Source organism: Streptococcus sp. SM5 (genome assembly GCF_027497975.1).
The window spans coordinates 17,451-43,617 of the sequence record NZ_JAJNSC010000010.1; the positions used below are offsets into that span (position 1 = coordinate 17,451).

General features: G+C 41.9%; 25 protein-coding genes. 18 read left to right on the forward strand and 7 right to left on the reverse strand.

Features of this window, described 5'->3' with window-relative positions:
* Nucleotides 1-95 precede the first annotated feature (95 nt).
* From trxA to PAN07_RS08870, 3 genes are all read right to left on the reverse strand, one after another.
* Entirely contained in the window at nucleotides 96-410 is a 315-nt protein-coding gene (trxA, locus tag PAN07_RS08860; protein ID WP_001029581.1) for a thioredoxin, read from the reverse strand.
* 14 nt (nucleotides 411-424) lie between these two features.
* Complete coding sequence (locus PAN07_RS08865) at nucleotides 425-646, reverse strand: DUF4649 family protein (RefSeq protein WP_000570256.1); 222 nt, start codon at nucleotides 644-646, stop codon at nucleotides 425-427.
* A gap of 100 nt (nucleotides 647-746) precedes the next feature.
* On the reverse strand, nucleotides 747-1,127 hold the full coding sequence (locus PAN07_RS08870; RefSeq protein WP_192855161.1) for a MarR family transcriptional regulator: 381 nt from the start codon (nucleotides 1,125-1,127) through the stop codon (nucleotides 747-749).
* 283 nt (nucleotides 1,128-1,410) lie between these two features.
* Here PAN07_RS08870 and PAN07_RS08875 point away from each other — a divergent pair, with 283 nt between their 5' ends.
* Together PAN07_RS08875 and PAN07_RS08880 are read left to right on the forward strand one after the other, a co-directional pair.
* Complete coding sequence (locus PAN07_RS08875) at nucleotides 1,411-1,785, forward strand: CidA/LrgA family protein (protein ID WP_084946844.1); 375 nt, start codon at nucleotides 1,411-1,413, stop codon at nucleotides 1,783-1,785.
* Nucleotides 1,782-2,477 (forward strand): LrgB family protein, encoded by a 696-nt coding sequence (locus tag PAN07_RS08880; RefSeq protein WP_001288952.1) that lies wholly within the window; start codon nucleotides 1,782-1,784, stop codon nucleotides 2,475-2,477. The genes PAN07_RS08875 and PAN07_RS08880 overlap by 4 nt, the downstream gene beginning before the upstream one ends.
* A 51-nt stretch (nucleotides 2,478-2,528) precedes the next feature.
* On the opposite strand, the gene PAN07_RS08885 is transcribed toward PAN07_RS08880, so the two are convergent.
* From PAN07_RS08885 to PAN07_RS08900, 4 genes are all read right to left on the reverse strand, one after another.
* Entirely contained in the window at nucleotides 2,529-4,076 is a 1,548-nt protein-coding gene (locus PAN07_RS08885; RefSeq protein ID WP_269797709.1) for an ABC transporter ATP-binding protein, read from the reverse strand.
* 138 nt (nucleotides 4,077-4,214) lie between these two features.
* Nucleotides 4,215-4,982 (reverse strand): hypothetical protein, encoded by a 768-nt coding sequence (locus PAN07_RS08890; RefSeq protein ID WP_084861735.1) that lies wholly within the window; start codon nucleotides 4,980-4,982, stop codon nucleotides 4,215-4,217.
* Nucleotides 4,983-4,997: 15 nt separating this feature from the next.
* Nucleotides 4,998-5,693, reverse strand: coding sequence for an ABC transporter ATP-binding protein (locus PAN07_RS08895; protein WP_000054197.1), 696 nt, complete (start codon nucleotides 5,691-5,693; stop codon nucleotides 4,998-5,000).
* A 4-nt stretch (nucleotides 5,694-5,697) separates the two neighbouring features.
* Nucleotides 5,698-6,063 (reverse strand): GntR family transcriptional regulator, encoded by a 366-nt coding sequence (locus PAN07_RS08900; protein ID WP_000119149.1) that lies wholly within the window; start codon nucleotides 6,061-6,063, stop codon nucleotides 5,698-5,700.
* A 139-nt stretch (nucleotides 6,064-6,202) separates the two neighbouring features.
* Between PAN07_RS08900 and nrdR the strand changes: the two genes are divergently transcribed.
* From nrdR to PAN07_RS08980, 16 genes are all read left to right on the forward strand, one after another.
* Nucleotides 6,203-6,676, forward strand: a complete 474-nt coding sequence (nrdR, locus tag PAN07_RS08905; protein ID WP_001203672.1) for a transcriptional regulator NrdR — start codon at nucleotides 6,203-6,205, stop codon at nucleotides 6,674-6,676.
* Nucleotides 6,677-7,846 (forward strand): replication initiation and membrane attachment family protein, encoded by a 1,170-nt coding sequence (locus tag PAN07_RS08910; RefSeq protein WP_265465321.1) that lies wholly within the window; start codon nucleotides 6,677-6,679, stop codon nucleotides 7,844-7,846.
* Nucleotides 7,847-8,743 (forward strand): primosomal protein DnaI, encoded by an 897-nt coding sequence (gene dnaI, locus PAN07_RS08915; protein ID WP_016398880.1) that lies wholly within the window; start codon nucleotides 7,847-7,849, stop codon nucleotides 8,741-8,743.
* Entirely contained in the window at nucleotides 8,740-9,453 is a 714-nt protein-coding gene (locus PAN07_RS08920) for an NADPH-dependent oxidoreductase (RefSeq protein WP_084861739.1), read from the forward strand. The genes dnaI and PAN07_RS08920 overlap by 4 nt, the downstream gene beginning before the upstream one ends.
* 13 nt (nucleotides 9,454-9,466) lie before the next feature.
* Entirely contained in the window at nucleotides 9,467-10,777 is a 1,311-nt protein-coding gene (gene der, locus PAN07_RS08925) for a ribosome biogenesis GTPase Der (RefSeq protein ID WP_001207696.1), read from the forward strand.
* Nucleotides 10,778-10,860: 83 nt separating this feature from the next.
* Nucleotides 10,861-11,199 carry a hypothetical protein gene (locus tag PAN07_RS08930; protein WP_084861742.1) on the forward strand — a complete coding sequence of 113 codons (339 nt, stop codon included), beginning with the start codon at nucleotides 10,861-10,863 and terminating at the stop codon, nucleotides 11,197-11,199.
* 33 nt (nucleotides 11,200-11,232) lie between these two features.
* Nucleotides 11,233-11,520 carry a hypothetical protein gene (locus PAN07_RS08935; protein WP_050251535.1) on the forward strand — a complete coding sequence of 96 codons (288 nt, stop codon included), beginning with the start codon at nucleotides 11,233-11,235 and terminating at the stop codon, nucleotides 11,518-11,520.
* A 145-nt stretch (nucleotides 11,521-11,665) separates the two neighbouring features.
* Nucleotides 11,666-14,179: a preprotein translocase subunit SecA gene (secA, locus tag PAN07_RS08940; RefSeq protein WP_004258556.1), complete on the forward strand. Its 2,514-nt coding sequence runs from the start codon at nucleotides 11,666-11,668 to the stop codon at nucleotides 14,177-14,179.
* Nucleotides 14,180-14,259: 80 nt separating this feature from the next.
* Nucleotides 14,260-15,291, forward strand: coding sequence for a 3-deoxy-7-phosphoheptulonate synthase (locus tag PAN07_RS08945; protein ID WP_084861744.1), 1,032 nt, complete (start codon nucleotides 14,260-14,262; stop codon nucleotides 15,289-15,291).
* A gap of 1 nt (nucleotide 15,292) precedes the next feature.
* A complete protein-coding gene (locus tag PAN07_RS08950; RefSeq protein WP_042900513.1) occupies nucleotides 15,293-16,324 on the forward strand; it encodes a 3-deoxy-7-phosphoheptulonate synthase in 1,032 nt (343 codons plus the stop codon).
* A 44-nt stretch (nucleotides 16,325-16,368) separates the two neighbouring features.
* Nucleotides 16,369-16,731 (forward strand): holo-ACP synthase, encoded by a 363-nt coding sequence (gene acpS / locus PAN07_RS08955; protein WP_261228738.1) that lies wholly within the window; start codon nucleotides 16,369-16,371, stop codon nucleotides 16,729-16,731.
* Nucleotides 16,721-17,824: an alanine racemase gene (gene alr, locus PAN07_RS08960; RefSeq protein ID WP_261228737.1), complete on the forward strand. Its 1,104-nt coding sequence runs from the start codon at nucleotides 16,721-16,723 to the stop codon at nucleotides 17,822-17,824. The genes acpS and alr overlap by 11 nt, the downstream gene beginning before the upstream one ends.
* An 18-nt stretch (nucleotides 17,825-17,842) precedes the next feature.
* Entirely contained in the window at nucleotides 17,843-19,858 is a 2,016-nt protein-coding gene (gene recG / locus PAN07_RS08965; protein ID WP_269797710.1) for an ATP-dependent DNA helicase RecG, read from the forward strand.
* A gap of 424 nt (nucleotides 19,859-20,282) precedes the next feature.
* A complete protein-coding gene (locus PAN07_RS08970; protein ID WP_268718377.1) occupies nucleotides 20,283-21,263 on the forward strand; it encodes an acetylxylan esterase in 981 nt (326 codons plus the stop codon).
* 329 nt (nucleotides 21,264-21,592) lie between these two features.
* Nucleotides 21,593-25,114, forward strand: coding sequence for an SIALI-17 repeat-containing surface protein (locus PAN07_RS08975; protein WP_269797711.1), 3,522 nt, complete (start codon nucleotides 21,593-21,595; stop codon nucleotides 25,112-25,114).
* 254 nt (nucleotides 25,115-25,368) lie between these two features.
* A complete protein-coding gene (locus PAN07_RS08980) occupies nucleotides 25,369-26,067 on the forward strand; it encodes an N-acetylmannosamine-6-phosphate 2-epimerase (RefSeq protein ID WP_001135679.1) in 699 nt (232 codons plus the stop codon).
* Nucleotides 26,068-26,167 lie beyond the last annotated feature (100 nt).

Consider the following 26,167-nt stretch of genomic DNA (forward strand, 5'->3'; position numbering starts at 1 on the left):
ATCGTAATATTCTACCTACAGTTTAGCATATTTTTTGAAAAATGGCAAAGGGCAAGAAAAAAGAGACCAAAGAAAGTAATTGGTCTCTAATGTGATTAGCTCAATTCAGCAACGATGGCCTTGATTTGTTCTGCTGTGTGAACACCAGCAACTTGTTTGACAACTTGGCCGTCTTTTTTGAAGAGAAGAGTTGGGATAGACATGATTCCAAAAGCACGAGCTGTGTTTGGGTTTTCATCAACGTCCATTTTAACGATTTTCAAGACATCTTCTGAAAGTTCTTCAGACAATTTATCCAAGATTGGACCTTGCATACGACATGGACCACACCAAGTTGCCCAGAAGTCTACCAAGACCAAACCGTCTTTTGTTTCTTGTTCGAATGTTGCATCTGTAATTGCTTTTGCCATTGTATTTCTCCTTTTTAGTTATATTGGCTTAAATCTTGTTTCATGAGATAGAAGAAGACATCTCCATAAGTCCCATGGTAGTCCAAATCATGACCGTTATAAGTCAATTTTTGGACAGGGTAGTAGTCTGCGACGCCGATAAGGCAAGCTTGTTGTGAACGATCAAAGTCTTCATAAGATTCGAAAGTTACAGTTCTTTCGTTCTTGCTGGCATCTAGATAGGTAATTTCAATCATGTTTAAAACTCCTTTGTTTAATGATGATTTTATTTTACTCCTTGTAAAAGAGAATGTCAAGAAAAATGATTGCGCACGCAACTTTTTTTCTAAAATCATCTTAAATCAAGAAATCCAAACCAGTTTCCAAGCTTGCTTCGACAGCCTTTTGTAGTGTGGTCAGTGTATTTTGTCCATCACTTGTCAGGCAGATAAAGCTAGAGCGTCTATCTTGATCACAACACCTGCGACTAAGTAGACCGCAATTTTTGGCTTCCAAGCGAGCCACCATCCGAGAAACAGCGCTCGGGCTCAGATGAAGTTTATCTGGCAGGTCAATCTGGCGTAGAGATTTTTCTTGAGCCAAGTCCAGATAGTAGAGCAGGTAGAACTCTTTCAAGGTCAGACTTTGCTCGCTCTGCTGGGCAATAGTCTCTTCCAAGAGACTTTCAATTTCTTTCTGACGACGATTGAAGTCAAACCATTTTTCCAAATAGGTCATAGTATCTCCTTTCTTTTTAGAGTTATAACATAGAAGAATGTCCATTCACGGACAGTCTCTGCATCACAAGATGATTGCGCATGCAATAATTATACTACTTTTCAAAAGAGCTGGCAAGAAGGACGCTGGAATATTTTATCCTAAATCATGCCTGTTTTCACAAGTCAAGAATTGTTTGTATCCCCTTTCTTCTCAAACTTTCATCAACTCTTGTGCATTTCCTTGAAATTTTCTGAAAAAAGAGTAAACTGGTATGCAAGAAGTCTATTTCGTGGAGTTTAGGATGAAATTATATGTTCAATTAATGATTCTCTTTGTGATTTCTCTAATCGGAGAGGGAATCTCTAGTTTCTTTCATTTGCCCATCCCAGGCAGTATTATCGGTTTGATTATTCTTTTTCTAGCCCTACAATTCAAGTGGCTGAGAACTAGGCATGTCAACATGGTGGGGAATTTCTTGCTGGCCAATATGACCATTCTCTTTTTACCGCCAGCAGTGGGAATCATGGAGAAGTTTGATGTGATTGCTCCCTATCTTTTGCCAATTGTTTTGATTGTCTTTTTTGCAGCAGTCATCAATATTATCCTCATAGCCTTGGTGGTTCAGTTTATCAAACGACGGTTTGAGGGAGATTATGATAAAGGAGATGCTAAATGAGTGAATTTGTTTCCAATCCCCTGTTTGGGCTGGCCCTGTCTATCTTAGCCTATCTAGTGGGAATGCTGATTTACAGACGTTTTCCCCATCCATTGACAACGCCCTTGCTTTTGTCAGCTGTTTTTATTATCATCTTTCTAAAGGTGACGGGGATTTCTTACCAAGATTACTACCAAGGTGGGGTTTATCTGAACAACTTGATTGTCCCATCGACCGTGGCCCTAGGGATTCCGCTTTATAAGAGTTTTCACTTGATGAAGCACCATGCTCGGAGTATTCTCTTTGGTAGTCTGTTAGCAGTAGTTGTCAATACCTCTTTCACAGCCCTTGTGGCGAAAATATTTGGCATGGACTTTTTCCTAGCCATTTCTCTCTTTCCCAAGTCAGTAACAACCGCCATGGCAGTGGGAATCACAGAAAAATTGCAAGGCTTGACGACCGTGACTTTGGTGGTTGTAGTAGCAACTGGGATTTTAACCAGTGTTATCGGACCAACCCTTTTGAAGTGGTTGAAAATTGACGACCCAGTAGCTGTTGGTCTTTCTCTTGGAGGAACAGGTCATGCAGTCGGAACAGGAACAGCCTTTCGATACGGCTCTGTAGCAGGAGCCATGGGTGGTTTGGCTATCGGTGTCACAGGTATTCTCTATGTCTTTGTCAGCCCTATCGTAGCTAGTTTGATATTGAGTTAAAAAGCAAGGAATTCGGGTTCCTTGCTTTTTCAAATCGTATGTTATAGACTATTACTTTTCTTTGCTTAAGTGAATGACTTGGTCGTAGTGTTTTAAGTCTTCTTCTGTGTAGTGGTGAATGACTTCAATGACTGTTTGAGGTAGGGAGAAGAGCAAGTTGCTAATCTTTCTGCTATTTTCCAAGTCAAGATTGGCCTTAATCTCATCTGCTAAGATGAGTTGGCTATCATGGTAGAGGGCGCGAGCGATTTCTAGGCGTTGCTTCTCGCCACCAGATAGACTATCATTGCTGAGGGGTCGATTTTTCAAATGTTCTAATCCTGTTTTTTTGAGGATATGATTTAAAGTCTCTTGTTTTTTATCCAGTCCTAGAAGAATATTGTCTTCCAGAGATAGCGTGTCAAAGTAATGGCTATCTTGGAGGATATAGGAACTAAAGTTTGTGATTTCTTGACGTGACAGGTTTTGACCAGCAAAGCTAATCTGACCACTTGTCGGTGTCTCTTCTCCATGAATGATATTGAGCAGGGTCGTCTTACCAGAGCCGCTTTCCCCGATAATGGCAATTTTTTCTCCTTGCTTGATGTGCATGGAAATCGGAGACAGGAGGCTATTCCCATCTTTTTCTAGGGAGATGGTGTTAAGCTGGATAGGGAAAATATTTTCTATGCTTCTAGGCGAGATGGAGTCAGACTGATCCAAAAGTTTTTGGTATTTGTTGAGAAGAGTTCGATTCGCTTTTCGGGTGTTGGTAAAGTAGGCTAACTCTTGGAATTGATAGCCGATATTATGGGAAACCAGATAGATAGCTACAAAACTAGCCGCATCTAAATAATTATAGTAGGTCATAAAGCCACCGATGACGATTGGTGTGACAGAACAAAAGGCATCGATGCTATTGATCAAGAGACTGTTTAAAGTGCGTTGTTTTTCATAGTTGATTTCGGCATCTAGACTGGTTTGTAATTGCTTTTGGTAGCGATCAAAAAAGAAGTCCTGTCCTTGATAATGGCGAATTTGTTGGCTACCACCAATAAAATTTGTCAAGCTTGCTAAGTAGCTCTGGTTAACAGTGGACCGCTTTTCAGAAAGTGAATCCAAACGCTTGGATCCTATAGCACTGCAGAGGACAGGAAAGGAGTAGAAGAGGATGAAAATCAAGCCTAGGTAAAAATTGGTCCACAGGGCATAGAGAATAGATACAGTGGTAAAGCCCAGAGAAGAAATGATGATGACCGTTGGCTCAATATAGCTTTCTTCTAGTTGCTTGACGTCGTTTTCTAGGTCAGACAAAATATCCTTTTCATCAATCTCATAACTGTTTAAAAATCGCTTGAAAATAGCACTCTTGATTCCATATTTAAAATCAGTAATCAAACGGGAGTAGTAATAGCGTTTCCCAGCCAAACCCAGTAGGAGGATGAGATTACCAAGGATTCCTAAAATCAAAACTTTCCAAAGAAGGCCTAGTTCTTGATTGGTAAAACTAGCAACAATATTCTGAACAAGGGCTGGTGTGATAATTGCTTCCAGCCAAGTAATGGCAATAGAAAAGAAGTAAAGTACGAGGTGTTTCTTGGTAACAAATCTTCTCAGCATAAAGAGTTGACCTCCTTATCGATATACATGTAATCAGTTTTAAAGTTATTATACTCCTTTTTATCAAATACGTCATATAAAAATGAAAGTTCTGAGAACGAAAAAAGTCTAGCGAGTTATTGTCGCTAGACTTTAAAACTATTGTAAGTTAACCTTGTTTTTCAAAATATAGTAGGTTCCGAGGTAAAAAATAGCTATGAATATGAGTTCTTCAAAAATGCCCGTACTTGCTCCCATATAGAAATTATCATTAAATCCTGCAAGTGAATTGACATAGAAGTTAGCACTGGTATTGAAGAAGACTTCAATAAAGCCAATGACGATTTGGATACCAATGTAGGCTGCAACAGCGAGTGCTGTGCGGTATTCGTTGAAAAGTTGTCCGATGGAAATAGCCAAGTAGATGCAGAGGATTCCAGAAATGGTATTTAGTAGGAATGATAACCCCACAAGAGAGAGTTGAGGAAGGTATGTTCTTACAAGTGGAATAAAGTCATAATTTGACATCCATTCTGGAACCGTTATAGTCACAATAAGAAAAGCACTTAGAGCTAGTACAGCTGAGCTAAGTATAGACCAGATAAAGGCTCCGACTAATTTAGCTGTGATGATATAGTGCTCAGAAACTGGCAAGGTCAAAGTCAGATAGCCTTGGCGGTCATATACACTTCCTTTGAAGCGTTTGATAATCAAGAAAAGAGTTGAAATCCCAAGTGTAATTATCAAGCCACCAAAGACGAGAGCCAGAAAGACAAATAGGAAAGGTTGGCTATCTTTGAAAGATACATAAGAATAGTAGTGTCCTTGCATTCCTAGAGGAACGGAAAGGACTAGAACAGCAGCGTAAAGGGCTAAATACCACTTGTTAACATTTTTAAATTCGTAGCGAACTAAATTCCAAAACATAATAATCTCCTTTGCTTAGGCCTTAAATTCCTGACGGAAGAGTTGGTCAATGGATTCACCTGACTCATAGCGAATATCATCTACATTACCTTGACGAACGACTTTTCCATCCTTCAGGAAGACAATTTCATCTAAGATTGGCTCGATATCAGAAATCAAATGGGTAGAAATCAAAACGGTAGAAGTTGGGGAGTAGTTGTTGATGATAGTATTGAGGATATACTCACGGGCTGCTGGGTCCACCCCGCCAATTGGTTCGTCTAGAACATAGAGACGAGCATCACGGCTCATAACCAAAATCAGTTGTACCTTTTCCTTGTTTCCTTTTGATAGTTTTTTGAGACGACTATTTTCATCAATGCCCAGGTCTGCAAGTAGATGATGGGCGCGTTCAAGATTGAAATCTTTATAGAAGGTCTTGAAGTAGGTTAGGGCTTCTTTGACCTTCATTTGCTCATTGAGATAGGTCGTATCCGGCAAATAAGCTACGATGGCCTTGGTTGCTGGGCTTGGGTCCATGTCGTTGATAAGGACACGTCCTTGATCTGGTTGCAAGAGGCCATTGATTAGTTTAATCAGGGTTGTTTTTCCTGAGCCATTTGGCCCAAGGAGACCAACAATTTTCCCAGCTGGGATGTCAAGGGAAACATTTTCAAGGGCTGGGGTTGCTCCATAAGATTTGGATACATTTTCAAATGCTAGTAATGACATAGGCTTAAACTCCTTTAATATAATCGCCGACTACGCCTGGTAGTTCTTCTTTTTCATAGCCAAAATGGGTCATGGAGGAAACGAAGTGTTCCAATTCTTCTTCTGATAATTGTTTGCGCGATTGGGCGATCAGTTCCTTATCCTCAGTCACAAATCGTCCAGTTGTGCGCTTGCTGTAGACAAATCCTTCTCGTTCAAGGTCTGACAAGGCTCTTTGGATGGTGTTTGGATTGACACCAGCCTCGCTAGCCAGCTCTCTCACGGTTGGAAGTTGTTGATTGGGTTCCAGTGTATGGGAAACAATCTGAAGCTTGATTTTCTCCATAATCTGTAAATAGATGGGTTTTTTGTTGTCAAATGTCCAGGACATCTTGGTCTCCTTTCTTTTATCCTTTTGTCTTAATTAAATAATACAACAAAACAAAAAACTTGTCAAGCAAAAAGAAGAATTGTTTTGGGAATCGCTTAAAAAATGGTATAATGAAAAGAAAACGATAAGGAGGGAAAGGATGCGTTGTCCAAAATGTGGGGCTACCAAGTCAAGTGTTATCGATAGTCGCCAAGCAGAAGAAGGGAACACCATTCGTAGAAGACGTGAGTGCGATGAATGCCAACACCGTTTTACAACCTACGAACGGGTAGAAGAAAGAACCTTAGTTGTTGTTAAAAAAGATGGCACACGGGAACAATTCTCCAGAGATAAAATCTTTAATGGAATTATCCGCTCAGCCCAGAAACGTCCTGTGTCAAGTGATGAAATCAACATGGTAGTCAATCGTATCGAACAGAAACTCCGTGGTCGAAATGAAAATGAAATTCAAAGTGAGGACATTGGTTCACTCGTCATGGAGGAGTTGGCTGAGTTGGATGAGATTACCTATGTGCGTTTTGCCAGTGTCTATCGTAGTTTTAAGGATGTCAGTGAGCTAGAGAGCCTGCTCCAACAAATCACCCAGTCCTCTAAAAAGAAAAAGGAAAGATAAATGAAGCCAATTGACCGTTTTTCTTATCTAAAGAATAATCGGGTGTCGCAAGATACCTCATCTCTGGTACAGTGCTACCTCCCGATTATCGGTCAGGAGGCACTGAGCCTTTATCTTTATACGATTAGTTTTTGGGATAATGGCAGAAAGGAATACCTCTTTTCAAGCATTCTCAACCATCTCAACTTTGGGATGGATAGACTGATAAAATCCTTGAAAATCCTATCTGCTTTCAATCTCTTGACCCTCTATCAAAAGGGGGACGTTTATCAGCTAGCTATCCATGCTCCTCTCTCGAGTCAGGAGTTCTTGGAGCATCCTGTTTATCGCAGACTTTTGGAGAAAAAGATTGGCGATGCAGCGGTGGAGGATTTGAAAGTTGAGAGTGCTGAGGGAGAAGAAATACCTGTCTCGCTCAATCAAGTCTTTCCAGATTTGGCAGAACTAGGTAGTCAAGAAGACCTTGGTATCAGGAAGAAAGTAGCCAACGATTTTGACTTGGACCATTTTCGTCAGCTCATGACTCGAGATGGGCTTCGTTTTGCGGATGAACAGTCCGATGTCTTGAACCTGTTTGCCATTGCGGAGGAGAAGAAGTGGACCTGGTTTGAGACCTATCAGTTGGCCAAGTCAACAGCTGTTTCCCAGGTCATTTCAACCAAACGCATGCGGGAAAAAATCGCTCAAAAACCAGTTTCCTCTGACTTTAGTCCTAAGGAAACGACTATTATCAAAGAAGCCAAAAGTAAGACTGCTCTGCAGTTTTTGGCAGAAATCAAGCAGACACGCAAGGGAACCATTACCCAAACAGAAAGAGAACTCTTGCAACAGATGGCTGGTTTGGGCTTGCTGGATGAAGTAATCAATATTATTCTCTTATTGACCTTTAATAAGGTTGATTCGGCAAATATCAATGAGAAATATGCCATGAAGGTGGCCAATGACTATGCCTATCAAAAGATTCATTCGGCAGAAGAGGCAGTCTTACGAATCCGTGAGCGAGGGCAGAAGAATCAGGCTCAAAAAAGCAGTACCCCTAGTCCTGCTAAGTCCAATGTACCCAAGTGGAGCAACCCAGATTATAAGAATGAAACCAGCGAGGAAACTCGTCTGGAACTAGAACGTAAGAAACAAGAACTATTAGCTCGATTAGAAAAAGGAGGAGATTAGATGGAAAGTGTCGGAGACGTACTCAAACGTCAACCCAGCCGTTTTCATTATCAAGATTTGGTCCAGAAAATCATGAAGGACCCTGATGTTGCGGCCTTTATCCAGCAAGAATCCCTTACTCCAGAGGAATTAAATCGCAGTATCTCCAAGTTTAATCAGTACATCACCGAGCGTGACAAGTTTCTCCGTGGGGATACGGATTATATTGCCAAAGGCTACAAGCCTATTTTGGTTATGAATCATGGCTATGCGGATGTTTCTTATGAAGAAACTCCTGAGCTAATCGCAGCGGAAAAAGAAGCGGCTATTAAGAACCGCCTCAAGTTAATTAATCTGCCAGCCAGTCTCAAGCAAGCTAGTTTGGCTCAAGTAGATTTGGATGATTTGGGTCGCTTGCCAGTTTTTGAAAAGTTATTAGCCTTCGTGGAGCAATATCCAGCCATTCGAAAAGGTCTCTATCTCTATGGAGACTTTGGTGTGGGTAAAAGTTTCATGGTGGCTGCCTTAGCCCATGATTTATCAGAAAAACGTGGTGTTTCATCAACTCTCCTCCACTATCCTAGCTTTGTCATTGATGTCAAAAATGCTATCGGTGATGGCAATGTCAAGACCTTGGTGGATGAGATTAAGCTGTCTGAAGTCCTGATTTTAGATGATATTGGTGCCGAGCAATCAACAGCTTGGGTACGGGATGAAATCCTGCAAGTCATTCTCCAATATCGGATGCAGGAAAATTTACCGACCTTTTTCACATCCAACTTCAACTTTGAAGAATTGGAGCTGCATTTCGCTAAAGGGAAACATGGAAATGACGAAACCTGGGAAGCCAGACGGGTCATGGAACGCATCCGTTATTTGGCTGAGGAGACTCGTTTAGAAGGAGTAAACCGTCGATGACAGAAACGATTAAACTGATGAAAGCTCATAAGTCTGTTCGAAGATTTAAAGAGCAAGCTCTTCCTCAGGAAGACTTGACTGATATCCTGAGAGCAGCTCAAATGGCCTCGTCTTGGAAGAATTTCCAATCCTACTCTGTGATTGTGGTACGAAGTCAAGAGAAGAAAGATGCCTTGTATGAATTGGTACCTCAAGAAGCCATTCGCCAGTCAGCTGTTTTTCTTCTCTTTGTTGGAGATTTGAACCGAGCAGAAAAGGGAGCCCGACTTCATACAGACTCATTCCAACCCCAAGGTGTGGAAGGTCTCTTGATTAGTTCGGTCGATGCGGCCCTTGCTGGTCAAAATGCCCTGCTGGCAGCTGAAAGTTTGGGCTATGGAGGTGTCATTATTGGCTTGGTGCGTTACAAGTCAGAAGAAGTGGCAGAGCTCTTTAACCTGCCTGACTACACCTATCCTGTCTTTGGGATGGCACTGGGTCTTCCAAATGAAGAACATGAAGTCAAACCTCGCTTGCCATTGAATCAGGTGGTTTTTGAGGAAGAATATCAGGAACAAACAGTTGATGTGATTGAGGCTTATGACCGTGTACAGGCGGACTATGCTGGGGCGCGTGCGACAACAAGCTGGAGTCAGCGCCTAGCAGAACAGTTTGGTCAAGCTGAACCAAGCTCAACTAGAAAAAATCTTGAACAGAAGAAGTTATTGTAGAAAGTGAGAAATTATGGCCCTACCAACTATTGCCATTGTAGGACGTCCCAATGTTGGGAAATCAACCCTATTTAATCGGATCGCTGGTGAGCGAATCTCCATTGTAGAAGATGTCGAAGGAGTGACACGTGACCGTATCTATGCAACGGGTGAGTGGCTCAATCGTTCCTTTAGCATGATTGATACAGGAGGAATCGATGATGTCGATGCTCCTTTCATGGAACAAATCAAGCACCAGGCAGAAATTGCTATGGAAGAAGCCGATGTTATCGTCTTTGTCGTGTCTGGTAAGGAAGGAATTACCGATGCGGATGAATACGTAGCTCGTAAGCTTTATAAGACCCACAAACCAGTTATCCTCGCGGTTAACAAGGTGGACAACCCTGAGATGCGAAATGATATCTATGATTTCTATGCTCTTGGTTTGGGTGAACCATTGCCTATCTCATCTGTCCATGGTATCGGTACAGGAGATGTGCTAGATGCCATCGTAGAAAATCTTCCAAATGAATATGAAGAAGAAAATCCAGATGTGATTAAGTTTAGCTTGATTGGTCGTCCTAACGTTGGAAAATCAAGCTTGATTAACGCTATTTTGGGAGAAGACCGTGTCATTGCCAGTCCTGTTGCTGGAACAACTCGTGACGCCATTGACACCCACTTTACAGATACAGATGGCCAAGAGTTTACCATGATTGATACGGCTGGTATGCGTAAATCTGGTAAGGTTTATGAAAATACTGAGAAATACTCTGTTATGCGTGCCATGCGAGCTATTGACCGGTCAGATGTGGTCTTGATGGTCATCAATGCGGAAGAGGGCATCCGTGAATACGACAAGCGTATCGCAGGATTTGCCCATGAAGCTGGTAAAGGAATGATTATCGTGGTCAACAAGTGGGATACTCTTGAAAAAGACAACCATACTATGAAAAACTGGGAAGAAGATATCCGTGAGCAGTTCCAATACCTGCCTTACGCACCGATTATCTTTGTATCAGCTTTGACCAAGCAACGCCTCCACAAACTTCCTGAGATGATTAAGCAAATCAGTGAAAGTCAAAATACACGTATTCCATCAGCTGTCTTGAACGATGTGATCATGGATGCTATTGCCATTAACCCAACACCGACAGACAAAGGAAAACGTCTTAAGATTTTCTATGCGACTCAAGTGGCAACTAAACCACCAACCTTTGTTATCTTTGTCAATGAAGAAGAACTTATGCACTTTTCTTACCTGCGTTTCTTGGAAAATCAAATCCGCAAGGCCTTTGTCTTTGAGGGAACTCCAATCCATCTCATCGCAAGAAAACGCAAATAAAAAAGTAGAATCTGGAATGACATTTCCAGATTTTTTTGATAGAATGAAGGTGAAGAAAACGCTAACAAAGAGAGGTGTCGATAATGAAACTGTCGTTTAATCAATTGATACTCTTATTTCCTTGTTTTTACTTTTTCTATTGGATAGACAATGCTGATAGAAACAGTAAGTTTTTCCCCATCATCTACTATTTCTACTGGATTTATTTTTCCCTTTTAGCTCTGTTTAGTCTGGATCTGACAATTTTTTCATTCTTATTTTTCCCTATTGTTCTCAAACATGAATCAGATATGAGTGCTTGGGGTGTTTGGTTGCTGTTGATAGTCCTATCCCTAGGAAGTGACTGGCTAGACTACATCTTTTTCAAAAAAATGTTTCGCTTGAGACGGGAACTAGGGAAGTCTAAAGGCGGAAGATATTGATTTATATCGGTTTCTATTTATAGGAGGTAGCTTATGGCACATCTAAAATCATTTATTACACGCTATTCTAAGGTCTATATTGGTTTAGTTCTGTTGATCTGGATTGCTTTCTTCTTTCTTCCTTGGGGCAGTCCGATTCTGGGGGGAAAGATTGACCTCTTCAGCATACAGAAAGTCTTGCTAGTTTTTGGTATTCTGTCTATTTTGATGGCCTTGCTGTCCAAGAAAGTCAGTCTCTTTGTTTTTGGATTGATCTGCTGTTTTTCTCTTTGGATTAATCTATTTATCCTATTTGCCATTTTGCCGATTTTTGGCAATTAAAGTATCATAAAAGTCAGAGAGGTTAGCTTGGAAACTAGCCTCTTTTTCCTTTTCAAAATGGGGATTCTTCCTTGAAAATAATCAGTAATTGTGCTAAAATTAAAAGAACATTCTAAAATATTCGGAATTTAAAGTAAGGAAAAACATGGCTAATATTTTAAAAACAATTATCGAAAATGATAAAGGAGAAATCCGTCGTCTGGAAAAGATGGCTGACAAAGTTTTCAAATATGAAGACCAAATGGCTGCTTTGACTGACGACCAACTAAAAGCAAAAACAGTTGAATTTAAAGAACGTTATCAAAATGGAGAATCACTGGATTCACTGCTTTATGAAGCATTTGCGGTTGTCCGTGAGGGTGCCAAACGTGTCCTAGGCCTCTTCCCATATAAGGTTCAGGTCATGGGGGGAATCGTTCTTCACCATGGTGACGTGCCTGAAATGCGTACAGGGGAAGGGAAAACCTTGACTGCGACCATGCCCGTATACCTCAATGCCCTTTCCGGTAAAGGGGTCCACGTAGTTACAGTCAATGAATACCTATCAGAACGTGACGCGACTGAGATGGGTGAATTGTACTCTTGGCTTGGTTTGTCAGTAGGAATCAACTTGGCTGCCAAATCTCCAATGGAGAAAAAAGAAGCCTATGAGTGTGATATTACCTACTCAACCAACTCAGAAATCGGATTTGACTACCTTCGTGATAACATGGTCGTCCGTGCTGAAAACATGGTACAACGTCCGCTTAACTATGCCTTGGTCGATGAGGTTGACTCAATCTTGATTGATGAGGCCCGTACACCTTTGATCGTATCAGGTGCTAACGCAGTTGAAACCAGTCAGTTGTATCACATGGCAGACCACTATGTGAAATCTTTGGATAAAGACGACTACATCATCGATGTGCAGTCTAAGACTATTGGTTTGTCTGATTCAGGGATTGACAAGGCTGAAAGCTACTTCAAACTTGACAATCTCTATGACATCGAAAACGTAGCTCTGACTCACTTTATCGATAACGCCCTTCGTGCCAACTACATCATGCTTCTCGATATTGACTATGTGGTGAGCGAAGAGCAAGAAATCTTGATCGTTGACCAATTTACAGGTCGTACCATGGAAGGTCGTCGTTATTCTGATGGATTGCACCAAGCCATTGAAGCTAAAGAAGGTGTGCCAATTCAGGATGAAACCAAGACATCTGCCTCAATCACTTACCAAAACCTTTTCCGTATGTACAAGAAATTGTCTGGTATGACAGGTACAGGTAAGACTGAGGAAGAAGAATTCCGTGAAATCTACAACATTCGTGTTATTCCAATCCCAACAAACCGTCCTGTTCAACGTATTGACCACTCAGACCTTCTTTATGCAAGTATCGAGGCTAAGTTTAAGGCGGTTGTCGAAGACGTTAAGGCTCGTTACCAAAAAGGTCAGCCTGTCTTGGTTGGTACAGTAGCGGTTGAAACTAGTGACTACATTTCTAAGAAATTAGTCGCAGCTGGCGTTCCTCACGAAGTCTTAAATGCCAAAAACCACTATAAAGAAGCCCAAATCATCATGAATGCTGGTCAACGTGGTGCTGTTACTATCGCAACCAACATGGCCGGTCGTGGTACCGACATCAAGCTTGGTGAAGGAGTTCGCGAATTGGGTGGACTTTGTGTGATTGGTACAGAACGTCATGAAAGCCGTCGTATCGATAACCAGCTTCGTGGACGTTCAGGTCGTCAAGGAGACCCAGGTGAGTCACAATTCTACCTATCTCTTGAAGATGATTTGATGAAACGTTTTGGTTCTGAACGCTTGAAGGGAATCTTTGAACGTCTCAACATGTCTGAAGAGGCCATTGAGTCTCGTATGTTGACACGTCAGGTTGAAGCAGCGCAAAAACGTGTCGAAGGAAATAACTACGATACCCGTAAACAAGTCCTTCAATACGATGACGTCATGCGTGAACAACGTGAGATTATCTATGCTCAACGTTACGATGTCATCACTGCAGATCGTGACTTGGCACCTGAAATTCAGGCTATGATTAAACGCACGATTGGTCGTGTCGTTGATGGTCATGCGCGTGCCAAACAAGATGAAAAACTCGAAGCAATTTTGAACTTTGCTAAGTACAACTTGCTTCCAGAAGATTCTATCACGATGGAAGACTTGTCTGGCTTGTCTGATAAGGCCATTAAGGAAGAACTCTTCCAACGTGCCTTACAAGTTTACGATAGTCAGGTTTCAAAATTACGCGATGAAGAAGCAGTCAAAGAATTCCAAAAAGTCTTGATTCTACGAGTGGTAGATAACAAGTGGACAGATCATATCGATGCCCTCGATCAATTGCGTAACGCGGTTGGACTTCGTGGATATGCTCAGAACAACCCTGTTGTTGAGTATCAGGCAGAAGGTTTCCGTATGTTTAATGACATGATTGGTTCGATTGAGTTTGATGTGACACGCTTGATGATGAAAGCACAAATTCATGAACAAGAAAGACCACAAGCAGAACACCATATCAGTACAACAGCGACTCGTAATATCGCTGCCCACCAAGCAAATATACCAGAAGATTTGGATTTGAGCCAGATTGGACGGAATGAACTTTGCCCATGTGGTTCTGGTAAGAAGTTTAAAAACTGTCACGGTAAAAGACAATAAAATGAGATAGTTTAGAGGCGGATACCTTGTGAAAAGTAAATTTTTACTTGGTATCCGTTTGATTTATAAGGAGATGAGTTATGGTATTTACAGCAAAAAGTCCTAAAATTAATATTGAAGAAGTTCGTGCCTTGTCAAAATTAGAAGGCCAAGCTTTGGAGAGAAAATCACAGCGCGATAAAGAGCTAGAAGCCATTATACGTGGAGAAGACCAGCGGATTCTCTTGGTAATCGGGCCATGCTCATCTGACAATGAAGAAGCTGTTCTTGAGTACGCTAAGCGTTTGGCAGCTTTGCAAGAAGAAGTGGCAGATCGTATCTTTATGGTTATGCGTGTTTATACTGCCAAACCTCGTACCAACGGAGATGGCTATAAGGGCTTGATTCACCAGCCTAATGTGACAGAAGCGCCTAGTCTTATCAATGGAATCAAAGCCGTTCGCCATCTTCATTATCGTGTTATCACAGAAACAGGTATGACAACAGCTGATGAAATGCTTTATCCTGAAAATCTTCCGCTTGTAGATGATTTGATTTCTTACATGGCGGTTGGTGCCCGTTCAGTTGAAGACCAGCAACACCGCTTTGTGGCAAGTGGGGCAGATTTCGCAACTGGTTTTAAAAATCCGACATCTGGAAATCTCAATGTTATGTTTAATGGGATTTATGCTGCTCAAAACAAACAAAGTTTCCTTTTCCTAGGAAAAGAAGTGGAAACAACTGGGAACCCGCTTTCGCACGCCATTCTTCGTGGAGCAATCAATGAATATGGTAAGAATATTCCTAACTACTACTATGATAATTTGATGGATACTATTGCTCAATATGAGAAAATGGGCTTGGAAAATCCTTTTATCATTGTGGACACCAATCATGACAATTCTGGTAAGCAATATATGGATCAGATTCGAATTGTCCGCCAGACCTTGATTAACCGTGATTGGAATGAAAAAATCAAGCAGTACGTTCGTGGCTTTATGATTGAGTCTTATCTAGAAGACGGCCGTCAGAACGAACCGGAAGTATTTGGCAAGTCTATCACGGACCCTTGCCTTGGCTGGGAAAACACGGAAGTCCTTGTCAGAGAAATTTACCAAACGCTAGGAGAATAAGATGGCATTTATTGAAAAAGGTCAAGAAATCGATATTGAAGCAATCAAGGCAGAAACCCAATTGTCTGCGGAAGCCTTGCGACTAAAGGAGCGTCGTGATAGAGAATTGGCAGACATTATTTCAGGAGAAGATGACCGGATCCTTTTGGTGATTGGTCCTTGCTCGTCTGACAATGAAGAGGCTGTCTTGGAATATGCCCGCCGTTTATCCGCCTTGCAGAAGAAGGTGGCGGACAAGATTTTCATGGTTATGCGTGTTTATACAGCTAAACCTCGCACCAACGGAGACGGCTATAAAGGTTTGGTTCACCAGCCAGATACTTCTAAGGCTCCAAGCCTGATTAACGGCTTGCAGGCTGTGCGCCAGTTGCACTACCGCGTGATTACAGAGACTGGTTTGACAACGGCAGATGAGATGCTTTATCCGTCCAATCTGGTTTTGGTAGATGATTTGGTCAGCTACCATGCTGTTGGGGCTCGTTCTGTAGAAGACCAAGAGCACCGCTTTGTGGCTTCAGGAATTGATGCACCAGTGGGGATGAAAAATCCAACTTCTGGAAACCTTGGGGTCATGTTTAACGGTATCTATGCCGCTCAGAACAAACAAACCTTCCTCTTTCATGGTCAAGAAGTTGAAACTTCAGGAAATCCCTTGGCCCACGTTATCCTTCGTGGTGCAGTTAATGAATATGGGAAAAATGAGCCTAACTTTTATTATGAAACCTTGTTGAATGCCATTGAGCGCTATGAAGCCATGGGACTTGAAAATCCCTTTATCCTCATTGACACCAACCATGATAATTCTGGCAAGCAATATATGGAGCAGATTCGAGTGGTTCGTAAGACCTTGCAAAATCGTGATTGGAATGAGAAGATTAAAAAGATAGTTCGAGGCTTTATGATTGAATCTTACCTAGCAGATGGTCGTCAAAACCAACCAGAGGTCTTTGGTTGTTCCATTACCGATCCTTGCCTAGGTTGGGAGAATACAGAGGCCTTGGTAGAAGAGATTTACGCTACCTTGACAAAATAAGTGAAAAGGATGGAGTTGGGGAATCTCAACTCCTTTTGATGAGAATGATAGTTGGACACGGAATTGATATCGAGGAATTAGCTTCGATAGAAAGAGCAGTTACACGACATGAAGGCTTTGCCAAGCGCGTGCTGACCGCTAAGGAAATGGAACGGTTTAACAGTCTTAAAGGGCGCAGACAAATCGAATATTTAGCTGGTCGCTGGTCGGCTAAGGAGGCATTTTCCAAGGCTATGGGAACGGGTATTGGAAAAATCGGTTTTCAGGATTTGGAAGTCTTGAATAATGAACGCGGGGCGCCTTATTTTAGTCAGGCACCATTTTTAGGAAAGATTTGGCTGTCTATCAGCCATACCGATCAGTTTGTGACAGCCAGTGTCATTTTGGAGGAAAATCATGAAAGCTAGTCCACATAGACCAACCAAGGCTCTGATTCATCTGGGAGCTATTCGACAAAATATTCAGCAAATGGGGAATCATATCCCTGAAGGAACGCTCAAGTGGGCAGTGGTCAAGGCCAATGCCTATGGTCATGGAGCTGTTACCGTTGCCAAGGCGATTCAAGATGATGTAGATGGCTTTTGCGTTTCCAATATCGATGAAGCCATTGAACTCAGACAGGCTGGACTCAGTAAGAAAATCCTCATTTTAGGAGTTTCTGACATCGAAGCTGTTGCTCTAGCTAAAGAATACGACATCACCTTGACTGTTGCTGGGGTGGAGTGGATCCAAGCACTCTTAGATAAGGAAGCGGACCTAGCTGGATTGACAGTCCATCTCAAGATTGACTCAGGGATGGGACGGATTGGTTTCCGAGATGCCAGTGAAGCTGAGCAGGCTCAAGACTTGCTCAGACAACACGGTGCTAGTGTTGAAGGGATTTTTACCCACTTTGCTACTGCAGACGAAGAATCAGATGACTACTTTAATGTCCAGTTAGAACGGTTTAAAACTATTTTGGCCAGTATGAAAGGTCTTCCAGACTTGGTTCATGCTAGCAATTCTGCAACGACTCTTTGGCATGCAGAGACTATTTTCAATGCGGTTCGTATGGGAGATGCTATGTATGGTCTGAATCCTAGCGGAGCGGTCTTGGACTTGCCCTATGACTTGAAACCAGCCTTGACCTTGGAGTCTTCTATGGTCCATGTCAAGACAGTTCCAGCTGGAGCTTGTATGGGCTACGGAGCTACCTATCAGGCGGATAGCGAGCAAGTCATCGCGACTGTGCCAATCGGCTATGCGGATGGTTGGACACGAGACATGCAGAATTTCTCTGTCTTGGTAGATGGCCAAGCTTGCCCAATAGTCGGGCGGGTTTCTATGGACCAAATTACCATTCGTCTGCCTAAGCTTTATCCCTTAGGAACAAAGGTAACCTTAATTGGTTCTAACGGAGATAAGGAAATCACAGCAACTCAGGTAGCGACCTATCGCGGGACTATTAACTACGAGGTCGTTTGTCTCCTCAGCGATCGCATTCCGAGAGAATATTATTAGAAAAGAAAGGAGTGGAGCATGAATCTACATCAACCCTTGCATGTCTTACCTGGTGTGGGACCAAAGTCAGCAGAAAAATACGCCAAACTAGGAATTGAAAACTTGCAAGACCTCTTGCTCTACTTTCCTTTCCGTTACGAAGACTTTAAAACCAAGCAGGTGCTGGAGCTGGAAGACGGAGAAAAGGCGGTTTTGTCTGGTCAAGTCGTGACTCCTGCTAGTGTTCAGTATTATGGTTTCAAGCGCAGTCGACTGCGTTTTAGTCTCAAGCAGGGAGAAGTTGTTTTTGCGGTGAATTTCTTTAACCAGCCCTATCTGGCTGATAAGATAGAGTTGGGAGCAACTCTTGCCGTCTTTGGAAAATGGGACCGTGCCAAGGCTAGTCTGACTGGGATGAAGGTCCTGGCTCAGGTGGAAGATGACCTCCAGCCTGTCTATCGTCTGACTCAGGGAATCAGTCAAGCCAGTCTGGTCAAGGTCATCAAAACGGCCTTTGATCAGGGTCTGGACCTCTTGATAGAGGAAAATCTACCCCAGTCCTTGCTGGACAAATACAAACTCATGTCCCGTTGTCAGGCCGTTCGTGCCATGCATTTTCCTAAGGATTTGGCAGAATACAAGCAGGCCCTTCGCCGTATCAAGTTTGAGGAACTCTTTTATTTCCAAATGCAGTTGCAGACGCTCAAGTCTGAAAATAGAGTTCAGGGAAGTGGTCTGGTTCTGAACTGGTCTCAGGAAAAAGTGACAGCAGTCAAGGAAAGCCTTCCTTTTGCCCTGACTCAAGCTCAAGAAAAGAGTTTGCAGGAAATTTTGACCGACATGAAGTCGGACCACCACATGAATCGTCTTTTGCAAGGGGATGTGGGGAGCGGAAAAACGGTAGTCGCTGGCTTGGCCATGTTTGCGGCAGTGACAGCTGGCTACCAGGCTGCTCTCATGGTGCCAACAGAAATTCTCGCAGAGCAACATTTTGAGAGTCTACAGAGTCTCTTCCCAGACCTAAAACTCGGTCTCTTGACAGGTTCCTTGAAAGCTGCAGAAAAGAGAGGAGTCTTGGAGACTATTGCCAAGGGTGAGGCTGATTTGATTATTGGAACCCACGCTCTGATTCAGGATGGGGTGGATTATGCTCGTCTGGGCTTGATTATCATCGATGAGCAGCACCGCTTTGGTGTAGGGCAAAGGCGTATTTTACGGGAAAAAGGGGATAATCCAGATGTACTTATGATGACAGCGACTCCTATTCCACGGACGCTGGCCATCACAGCATTTGGGGATATGGATGTTTCCATTATTGATCAGATGCCAGCAGGACGGAAGCCTATTGTGACTCGCTGGATCAAACATGAGCAATTACCTCAGGTCTTGACTTGGTTAGAGGGGGAAATCCAAAAAGGTTCTCAAGCTTACGTCATCTCTCCTTTGATTGAAGAATCAGAAGCTCTGGATCTGAAAAATGCCATTGCCTTATCAGAGGAATTGACGGCTCATTTTGATGGTAAGGCAGAGGTGGCTCTTCTACATGGTAAGATGAAGAGTGACGAAAAAGACCAGATTATGCAGGAGTTCAAAGAGCGAAAAACGGATATTCTAGTTTCGACAACGGTTATCGAGGTTGGGGTTAATGTTCCAAATGCGACCGTTATGATTATCATGGATGCCGATCGCTTCGGGCTTAGCCAACTTCACCAGCTCAGAGGTCGTGTCGGTCGGGGAGACAAGCAGTCCTATGCTGTTCTCGTTGCCAATCCCAAGACGGATTCTGGGAAAGACCGCATGCGCATCATGACAGAAACGACCAATGGATTTGTTCTTGCTGAGGAAGATTTGAAAATGCGTGGTTCAGGTGAGATTTTTGGAACCAGACAGTCAGGACTTCCAGAGTTCCAAGTAGCTGATATTATCGAAGATTTTCCAATTTTAGAAGAAGCCAGAAAGGTTGCTAGCTACATTAGTTCGATAGAAGCTTGGCAAGAGGATCCAGAATGGCGCATGATTGCCCTTCATATGGAAAAGAAAGAACATTTAGATTAATACTCTTCGAAAATCAAATTCAAACCACGTCAGCTTCGCCTTGCCGTACTCAAGTACTGCCTACGGCTAGCTTCCTAGTTTGCTCTTTGATTTTCATTGAGTATAAGCTTTCTATAAGGAAATCTTAAGCTAGCTTTCAGGTTTGGTCCTTATACTAGAGTCATCAAAAAGAAACGAGGACTCTCATATGACAGTAACGATTAAAGTAAATTACCAAACCACTTTCCAAAAGAAAGAAGCAAAAAACTAAGACTGAATAGGAGAAGAAAGAGCGAAATGCTCTTTTTTTGTTTCTAAAACTACTTTCAGCCCATCATCCTAAAAGTAGAGAATCTAAAATCTCTTTCTATTTGTCCTTCTTTCTTGCATTGCTTTTCTAGATATGCTAGAGTGGTGATAGCGATTACAAAAAAAGGAGTATGTTATGAAAAATCCAGCTTTGTTAGAAGAAATCAAGACTTATAGAGGACGGGATGAGGTTCCAGAAGACTTTGATGCTTTCTGGGATGGGGAAGTGAAAAAAGTTTCCAATCTTCCAGCTTATCAGTTGGAGGAAAGAAATTTCCACATTCCTCAAGTCAAGTGCTATGAGTTAACATTTGAAGGAAGCAAGGAAGGTAAGGTCTATGCGCGCGTCGTTCTTCCAAAGAGTGAGGAAAAAGTTCCTCTAATCTTCCATTTCCATGGTTATATGGGACGTGGCTGGGACTGGGCTGACATGCTGGCCTATACTGTGGCTGGTTACGGTGTTGTTTCCATGGATGTGCGGGGACAGTCAGGTTATTCACAGGACGGTTTGCGTTCTCCTTTAGGAAATACGGTTAAGGGACATATTATCCGTGGTGCTGTGGAAGGTCGGGAGCATCTCTTTTATAAGGATGTTTATCTGGATATTTACCAGTTGGTCGAAATTGTTGCCAGTCTGCCTCAGGTTGATGGGAAGCGTCTTTCTAGCTATGGTGCCTCGCAAGGAGGGGCTTTAGCCCTAGTTGCAGCAGCACTCAATCCTCGGATTCAGAAAACAGTTGCCATCTATCCTTTCTTATCAGACTTTAGACGAGTGCTTGAGATTGGTAATACAAGTGAAGCGTATGACGAACTTTTTCGTTATTTCAAGTTCCACGACCCCTTCCATGAAACTGAGGAAGAGATTATGGCGACCCTTGCCTATATCGATGTGAAAAATCTTGCCCATCGTATTAATGGTGAGGTTAAGATGATTACGGGCTTGGACGATGATGTTTGCTATCCTATTACCCAGTTTGCGATTTACAACCGCCTGACCTGTGATAAAGCCTATCGCATCATGCCTGAGTATGCCCACGAAGCCATGAATGTACTTGTCAATGATCAAGTCTACAATTGGCTATGTGGTAGTGAGATTTCTTTTAAGTATATAAAGTGATGAATGAGAGAGCCCAGTAGCTCTCTTTTTGTTATAAATATTGAAAGTACTTTTAAAAATATTAAAATATTAAAATATTACTGAAAGTAAAATCTATTCTATCGCAAGCTCGAGATAAACCTATGACTTTATTGTATAATAAAGAAAAAGTCTCTAGGAAAGGAGTGAAAGAGCTACTATTTGGACTGCAGCTAGCTAAATATTGAAAGAGAGAAGGAGAGGAACTCTCGTTTATTAATTACTTTCTTGTGTTTTCCTATGGTGGGGAGTAAAAATTTTAAAACAAAAAGAAAGCGCTTTATTTTTTGGTGATATTGAAAGGTAGAAAGATGAATCAGAAGAATTTTGACAGAAAACAAAGATATGGTATTCGTAAATTTGCAGTGGGTGTAGCCTCTGTAACCATTGGTGCAGTGGTGTTTGGAGTAAACCCTGTATTGGCAAATGAACAAGGAAACTCAACTGTAACCGCTGCTGAAAATAATAATCAAGGTTTATCAGAATTACCAAAAGAAGCTTCTTCAGGAAGTCTTGCAAATTTAGATAGTGAATTAGCTGGAAAATTGGCAACAGCGAAAGATAATGGTGTGGAAGTTGACCAGGATAAGTTGAAGAAAAATGAGACTGCTGAAGCAGAGACAACCACTCCAACAAATACACCTGCAGCTGACAATACACCAGCTCCTGCTGATAAACCAGAAACAGATTCTGCAACTACAGAAGCAAGTAACAAGGAGCAAAATAAAGAAGAAGAGGGAGTACTTCCTCGAGATTATTATGCTAGAGACATCGCAAATGCAACTCCAGTAGTAGAAAAAGAAGATGTTGAAACAAATTCGGAAAATGGTCAGCGTGTAGACCTAGCCAGTGAATTAGATACATTGAAGAAACTTCAAAATGCGACCATTCATATGGAATTCAAGCCAGATGCCAAAGCTCCAGCATTTTATAATCTATTCTCAGTGTCTAGTGATAAGAAAAAAGATGAGTACTTCACAATGGCTGTTCTCAATAATACAGCATTAATTGAGGGGCGTGATGCAAATGGAGCACAATTTTATGATAAATATACGGATGCTCCATTGAAAATTAAGCCTGGGCAGTGGAATTCGGTTACCTTTACTGTAGAAAGACCAAATGCAGACAATCCAGAAGGAAAAGTTAGACTCTATGTAAACGGTGTTTTATCGCGTACTAGCTTGAAGTCTGGTAAATTTATCAAGGATATGCCAGATATTACACATGCTCAAATTGGTGCAACAAATCGGGCAGGAAATTCAGTTTGGGGAGCAAATCTACAGGTTCGTAATTTAAGTGTCTATGACCGAGTACTGACTCCTGATGAAGTTCAAAAACGTAGCCAATTATTTGAAAGATCTGATTTGGAGCAAAAGCTACCTGAGGGAGCTAAACTTACTGAAAAACAAGATGTCTTTGAGAGTGGTATGCATAACCAACCAAATAAAGATGGCATCAAGAGTTATCGTATTCCTGCTCTTCTTAAGACAGATAAAGGCACTCTGATTGCTGGTGCAGATGAACGCCGTCTTCATTCAAGTGACTGGGGTGATATCGGCATGGTCGTTAGACGAAGTGAGGATAAGGGGAAGACATGGAGCGACCGAGTAACTATTACAAATTTACGAGACAATCCAAAAGCCTCTGATCCATCAATCGGTTCACCAGTGAACATCGATATTGTTTTGGTTCAAGATCCTGCAACAAAACGAATTTTTTCTATCTATGATATGTTCCCAGAAGGGAAAGGAATCTTTGGAATGGCTGCTCAAAGAGAAGAAGCCTATAAACAAATCGATGGCAAAACTTACCAAATTCTCTACAAAGAAGGCGAAGAAGGTTCCTATACAATACGCGAAAATGGCACAGTTTATACTCCAGATGGGAAAGCAACCGATTATCGTGTTGTTGTAAACCCAGTTAAACCAGCTTATAGCGATAAGGGTGATTTGTATCAAGGGAATCAACTATTAGGAAATATTTATTTCACAAGCAATAAAACGTCTCCATTTAGAGTTGCTAAGGATTCTTATCTATGGATGTCTTACAGTGATGATGATGGTAAGACTTGGTCAGCACCTCAAGATATTACCCCAATGGTAAAAGCTGATTGGATGAAATTCTTAGGGGTTGGGCCTGGAACAGGAATTACTCTTCATACCGGACCTCATAAAGGTCGAATCATTGTACCTACTTATACAACTAATCAGACCAACCACTTAAACGGTTCTCAATCATCTCGGGTTATCTACTCAGATGACCATGGTAAGACTTGGCATATGGGAGGTGGTGTGAACGACCATCGTACGTTGACTGATGGCACTGTGATTGACTCAAGTACCATGAGTAATTATTATGCTCAAAATACCGAGTCCTCTGTTGTACAATTAAATAATGGAGATCTCAAGCTCTTCATGCGTGGCTTGACAGGGGACCTTCAAGTTGCTACTAGTAAAGATGGTGGAGTAACTTGGGAAAATGATATAAAACGTTATGCGGATGTCAAGGATGTTTATGTTCAATTGGCTGCTATTCATACGATGCATGATGGAAAAGAGTATATTGTTCTTAGTAATGCAGGTGGACCAGGACGTTTCAACGGTTTGGTACACTTAGCCCGTGTCGAAGAAAATGGAGAGCTGACTTGGCTTAAGCATAATCCTATTCAAAGTGGTAAGTTTGCCTACAATTCTATTCAAGATCTCGGGAATAGCGAATATGGATTGCTTTATGAGCATGCAGATAACAACCAAAACGAATATACCTTGTCTTATAAGAAATTTAATTGGGATTTCTTAAGCAAGGATATGGTTTCTCCAACCGAAGCAAAAGTTACACATGCAGTTCATATGGGGCAAGGCATTATTGCCATGGAATTTGATTCAGAAGTATTGGTCAATCAAGCACCAACTTTACAACTTGCCAATGGTAAAACAGCTACTTTTATGACGCAGTATGATACGAAGACTCTATTGTTTACAGTAGATCCAGAGGATATTGGTCAAAAAGTTAAAGGCTTAGCAGAAGGAGCTATCGAAAGTATGCATAATTTGCCTGTTTCAGTAGTTGGTTCTAAAATTACTCATGGTGTAAATGGAAGCGAAGCTGCGACAAATGAAGTTCCAGAATTTACGGGTGGCGTTAATGGTGAAGAAGGAGCAGTAACTGAAGAAGCTCCTGAATACAAAGGCCCATTAGCGACAGCAGGAGAAGAAGCACCAACAGTAGAAAAACCAGAATTTACAGGTGGAGTTAATGGCGTTGAGGCTGCAGTAACTGAAGAAGCTCCTGAATATACAGGTCCATTGGCAACAGTGGGAGAAGAACCAGCACCAACAGTAGAAAAACCGGAGTTTACAGGTGGAGTGAATGGAGTAGAAGCTCTTGTAACAGAAATTCCTGAATACACAGGTCCCTTAGCAACAGTGGGAGAAGAGCCAGCACCAACAGTAGAAAAACCGGAATTCAAAGGGGGTGTAAATTCAGTTCTAGCAGCTTCAAATGAGGTTCCGGAATATAGAGGTGGTGCTAACTTTGTCTTGGCAGCTTCAAATGCTCTTCCTGAGTATAAAGGAGGTGTCAATGGAGCTGAGGCAGCAATCCATGAAGTGCCAGAGTACAAGGGAGAAACCAAACCAGTCTTAGCAGCTGCAAACGAACGTCCAGCTAAGAAGTTATCTCTTGGACAAGGTGCTACTTATCAAGCACCAGCGGCTAAACAAAATGAGCTTCCAAATACTGGAAGCAAAGAAAATACAACCTTTATTTCTCTAGAATTAGTGGCAGGTCTCTTATCTGTTTTGACATTTGGGAAGAAACGAAAAGAGGACTAGATTAGGTCTTGAATAAAATGAATTTTGCTCATCGTTAATGATAAAAGAGATGGCCCATTTGAAAGATGGCTATCTCTTTTTATCATTTTATATACTGAGCGAATTGAAAATAAGATCGAGCTGAAACTACTTTCAGAAACAGCTGTTCTATAAAATACTTTTGAAACTGAAATCTATTCTACTACAAAGTATTGAAAGCGTTTTAAAAATAATATATAATGAACTCATAAGAACAAAGAAAAGGAGGAAAGAGGATGCCACAGATTACTAAAGAAGCCTTGATTGCACAAATCAAAGATGGGATCATCGTTTCTTGTCAGGCCCTTCCTCACGAACCGCTCTATACAGAAGCGGGAGGAGTCATTCCCTTGCTGGTCAAAGCGGCTGAGCAAGGTGGAGCAGTCGGTATCCGAGCAAATAGTGTTCGCGATATCAAGGAAATCAAGGAGGTTACAAACCTTCCAATCATTGGGATAATTAAACGAGATTATCCACCGCAAGAACCCTTCATCACTGCTACTATGAAAGAAGTTGATGAATTGGCAGAACTTGATATAGAGGTCATTGCTCTGGATTGTACCAAGCGTGAACGCTATGATGGTTTGGAGATTCAAGAGTTCATTCGTCAGGTTAAGGAAAAATATCCTAACCAGCTCTTGATGGCTGATACAAGTACTTTCGAGGAAGGATTGGCAGCCGTTGAAGCAGGAATTGACTTTGTCGGAACAACCTTATCAGGATATACATCTTACAGTCCTAAAGTGGATGGTCCCGATTTTGAATTAATCAAAAAACTCTGTGATGCTGGTGTAGATGTCATTGCAGAAGGGAAAATTCATACACCAGAACAAGCCAAACAAATCCTAGGATATGGAGTGCGAGGTATTGTTGTTGGTGGCGCTATTACTAGACCAAAAGAGATCACAGAACGCTTTGTTGCTGGTCTCAAATAACACAATCTCAAAACAGAGGAGAGTGGTGGATGCGTCGGATAAAATGAAAACGTATACAAACACAAAGAACTCATTATCCAATATGGATACGCTTATCAAT

Excerpts from the sequence above, each read along its gene's own strand:
- trxA (WP_001029581.1), bottom strand. The coding sequence starts at position 410 with ATGGCAAAAGCAATTACAGATGCAACATTCGAACAAGAAACAAAAGAC.
- PAN07_RS08865 (WP_000570256.1), bottom strand. The coding sequence starts at position 646 with ATGATTGAAATTACCTATCTAGATGCCAGCAAGAACGAAAGAACTGTA.
- PAN07_RS08870 (WP_192855161.1), bottom strand. The coding sequence starts at position 1,127 with ATGACCTATTTGGAAAAATGGTTTGACTTCAATCGTCGTCAGAAAGAA.
- PAN07_RS08875 (WP_084946844.1), top strand. The coding sequence starts at position 1,411 with ATGAAATTATATGTTCAATTAATGATTCTCTTTGTGATTTCTCTAATC.
- PAN07_RS08880 (WP_001288952.1), top strand. The coding sequence starts at position 1,782 with ATGAGTGAATTTGTTTCCAATCCCCTGTTTGGGCTGGCCCTGTCTATC.
- PAN07_RS08885 (WP_269797709.1), bottom strand. The coding sequence starts at position 4,076 with ATGCTGAGAAGATTTGTTACCAAGAAACACCTCGTACTTTACTTCTTT.
- PAN07_RS08890 (WP_084861735.1), bottom strand. The coding sequence starts at position 4,982 with ATGTTTTGGAATTTAGTTCGCTACGAATTTAAAAATGTTAACAAGTGG.
- PAN07_RS08895 (WP_000054197.1), bottom strand. The coding sequence starts at position 5,693 with ATGTCATTACTAGCATTTGAAAATGTATCCAAATCTTATGGAGCAACC.
- PAN07_RS08900 (WP_000119149.1), bottom strand. The coding sequence starts at position 6,063 with ATGTCCTGGACATTTGACAACAAAAAACCCATCTATTTACAGATTATG.
- nrdR (WP_001203672.1), top strand. The coding sequence starts at position 6,203 with ATGCGTTGTCCAAAATGTGGGGCTACCAAGTCAAGTGTTATCGATAGT.
- PAN07_RS08910 (WP_265465321.1), top strand. The coding sequence starts at position 6,677 with ATGAAGCCAATTGACCGTTTTTCTTATCTAAAGAATAATCGGGTGTCG.
- dnaI (WP_016398880.1), top strand. The coding sequence starts at position 7,847 with ATGGAAAGTGTCGGAGACGTACTCAAACGTCAACCCAGCCGTTTTCAT.
- PAN07_RS08920 (WP_084861739.1), top strand. The coding sequence starts at position 8,740 with ATGACAGAAACGATTAAACTGATGAAAGCTCATAAGTCTGTTCGAAGA.
- der (WP_001207696.1), top strand. The coding sequence starts at position 9,467 with ATGGCCCTACCAACTATTGCCATTGTAGGACGTCCCAATGTTGGGAAA.
- PAN07_RS08930 (WP_084861742.1), top strand. The coding sequence starts at position 10,861 with ATGAAACTGTCGTTTAATCAATTGATACTCTTATTTCCTTGTTTTTAC.
- PAN07_RS08935 (WP_050251535.1), top strand. The coding sequence starts at position 11,233 with ATGGCACATCTAAAATCATTTATTACACGCTATTCTAAGGTCTATATT.
- secA (WP_004258556.1), top strand. The coding sequence starts at position 11,666 with ATGGCTAATATTTTAAAAACAATTATCGAAAATGATAAAGGAGAAATC.
- PAN07_RS08945 (WP_084861744.1), top strand. The coding sequence starts at position 14,260 with ATGGTATTTACAGCAAAAAGTCCTAAAATTAATATTGAAGAAGTTCGT.
- PAN07_RS08950 (WP_042900513.1), top strand. The coding sequence starts at position 15,293 with ATGGCATTTATTGAAAAAGGTCAAGAAATCGATATTGAAGCAATCAAG.
- acpS (WP_261228738.1), top strand. The coding sequence starts at position 16,369 with ATGATAGTTGGACACGGAATTGATATCGAGGAATTAGCTTCGATAGAA.
- alr (WP_261228737.1), top strand. The coding sequence starts at position 16,721 with ATGAAAGCTAGTCCACATAGACCAACCAAGGCTCTGATTCATCTGGGA.
- recG (WP_269797710.1), top strand. The coding sequence starts at position 17,843 with ATGAATCTACATCAACCCTTGCATGTCTTACCTGGTGTGGGACCAAAG.
- PAN07_RS08970 (WP_268718377.1), top strand. The coding sequence starts at position 20,283 with ATGAAAAATCCAGCTTTGTTAGAAGAAATCAAGACTTATAGAGGACGG.
- PAN07_RS08975 (WP_269797711.1), top strand. The coding sequence starts at position 21,593 with ATGAATCAGAAGAATTTTGACAGAAAACAAAGATATGGTATTCGTAAA.
- PAN07_RS08980 (WP_001135679.1), top strand. The coding sequence starts at position 25,369 with ATGCCACAGATTACTAAAGAAGCCTTGATTGCACAAATCAAAGATGGG.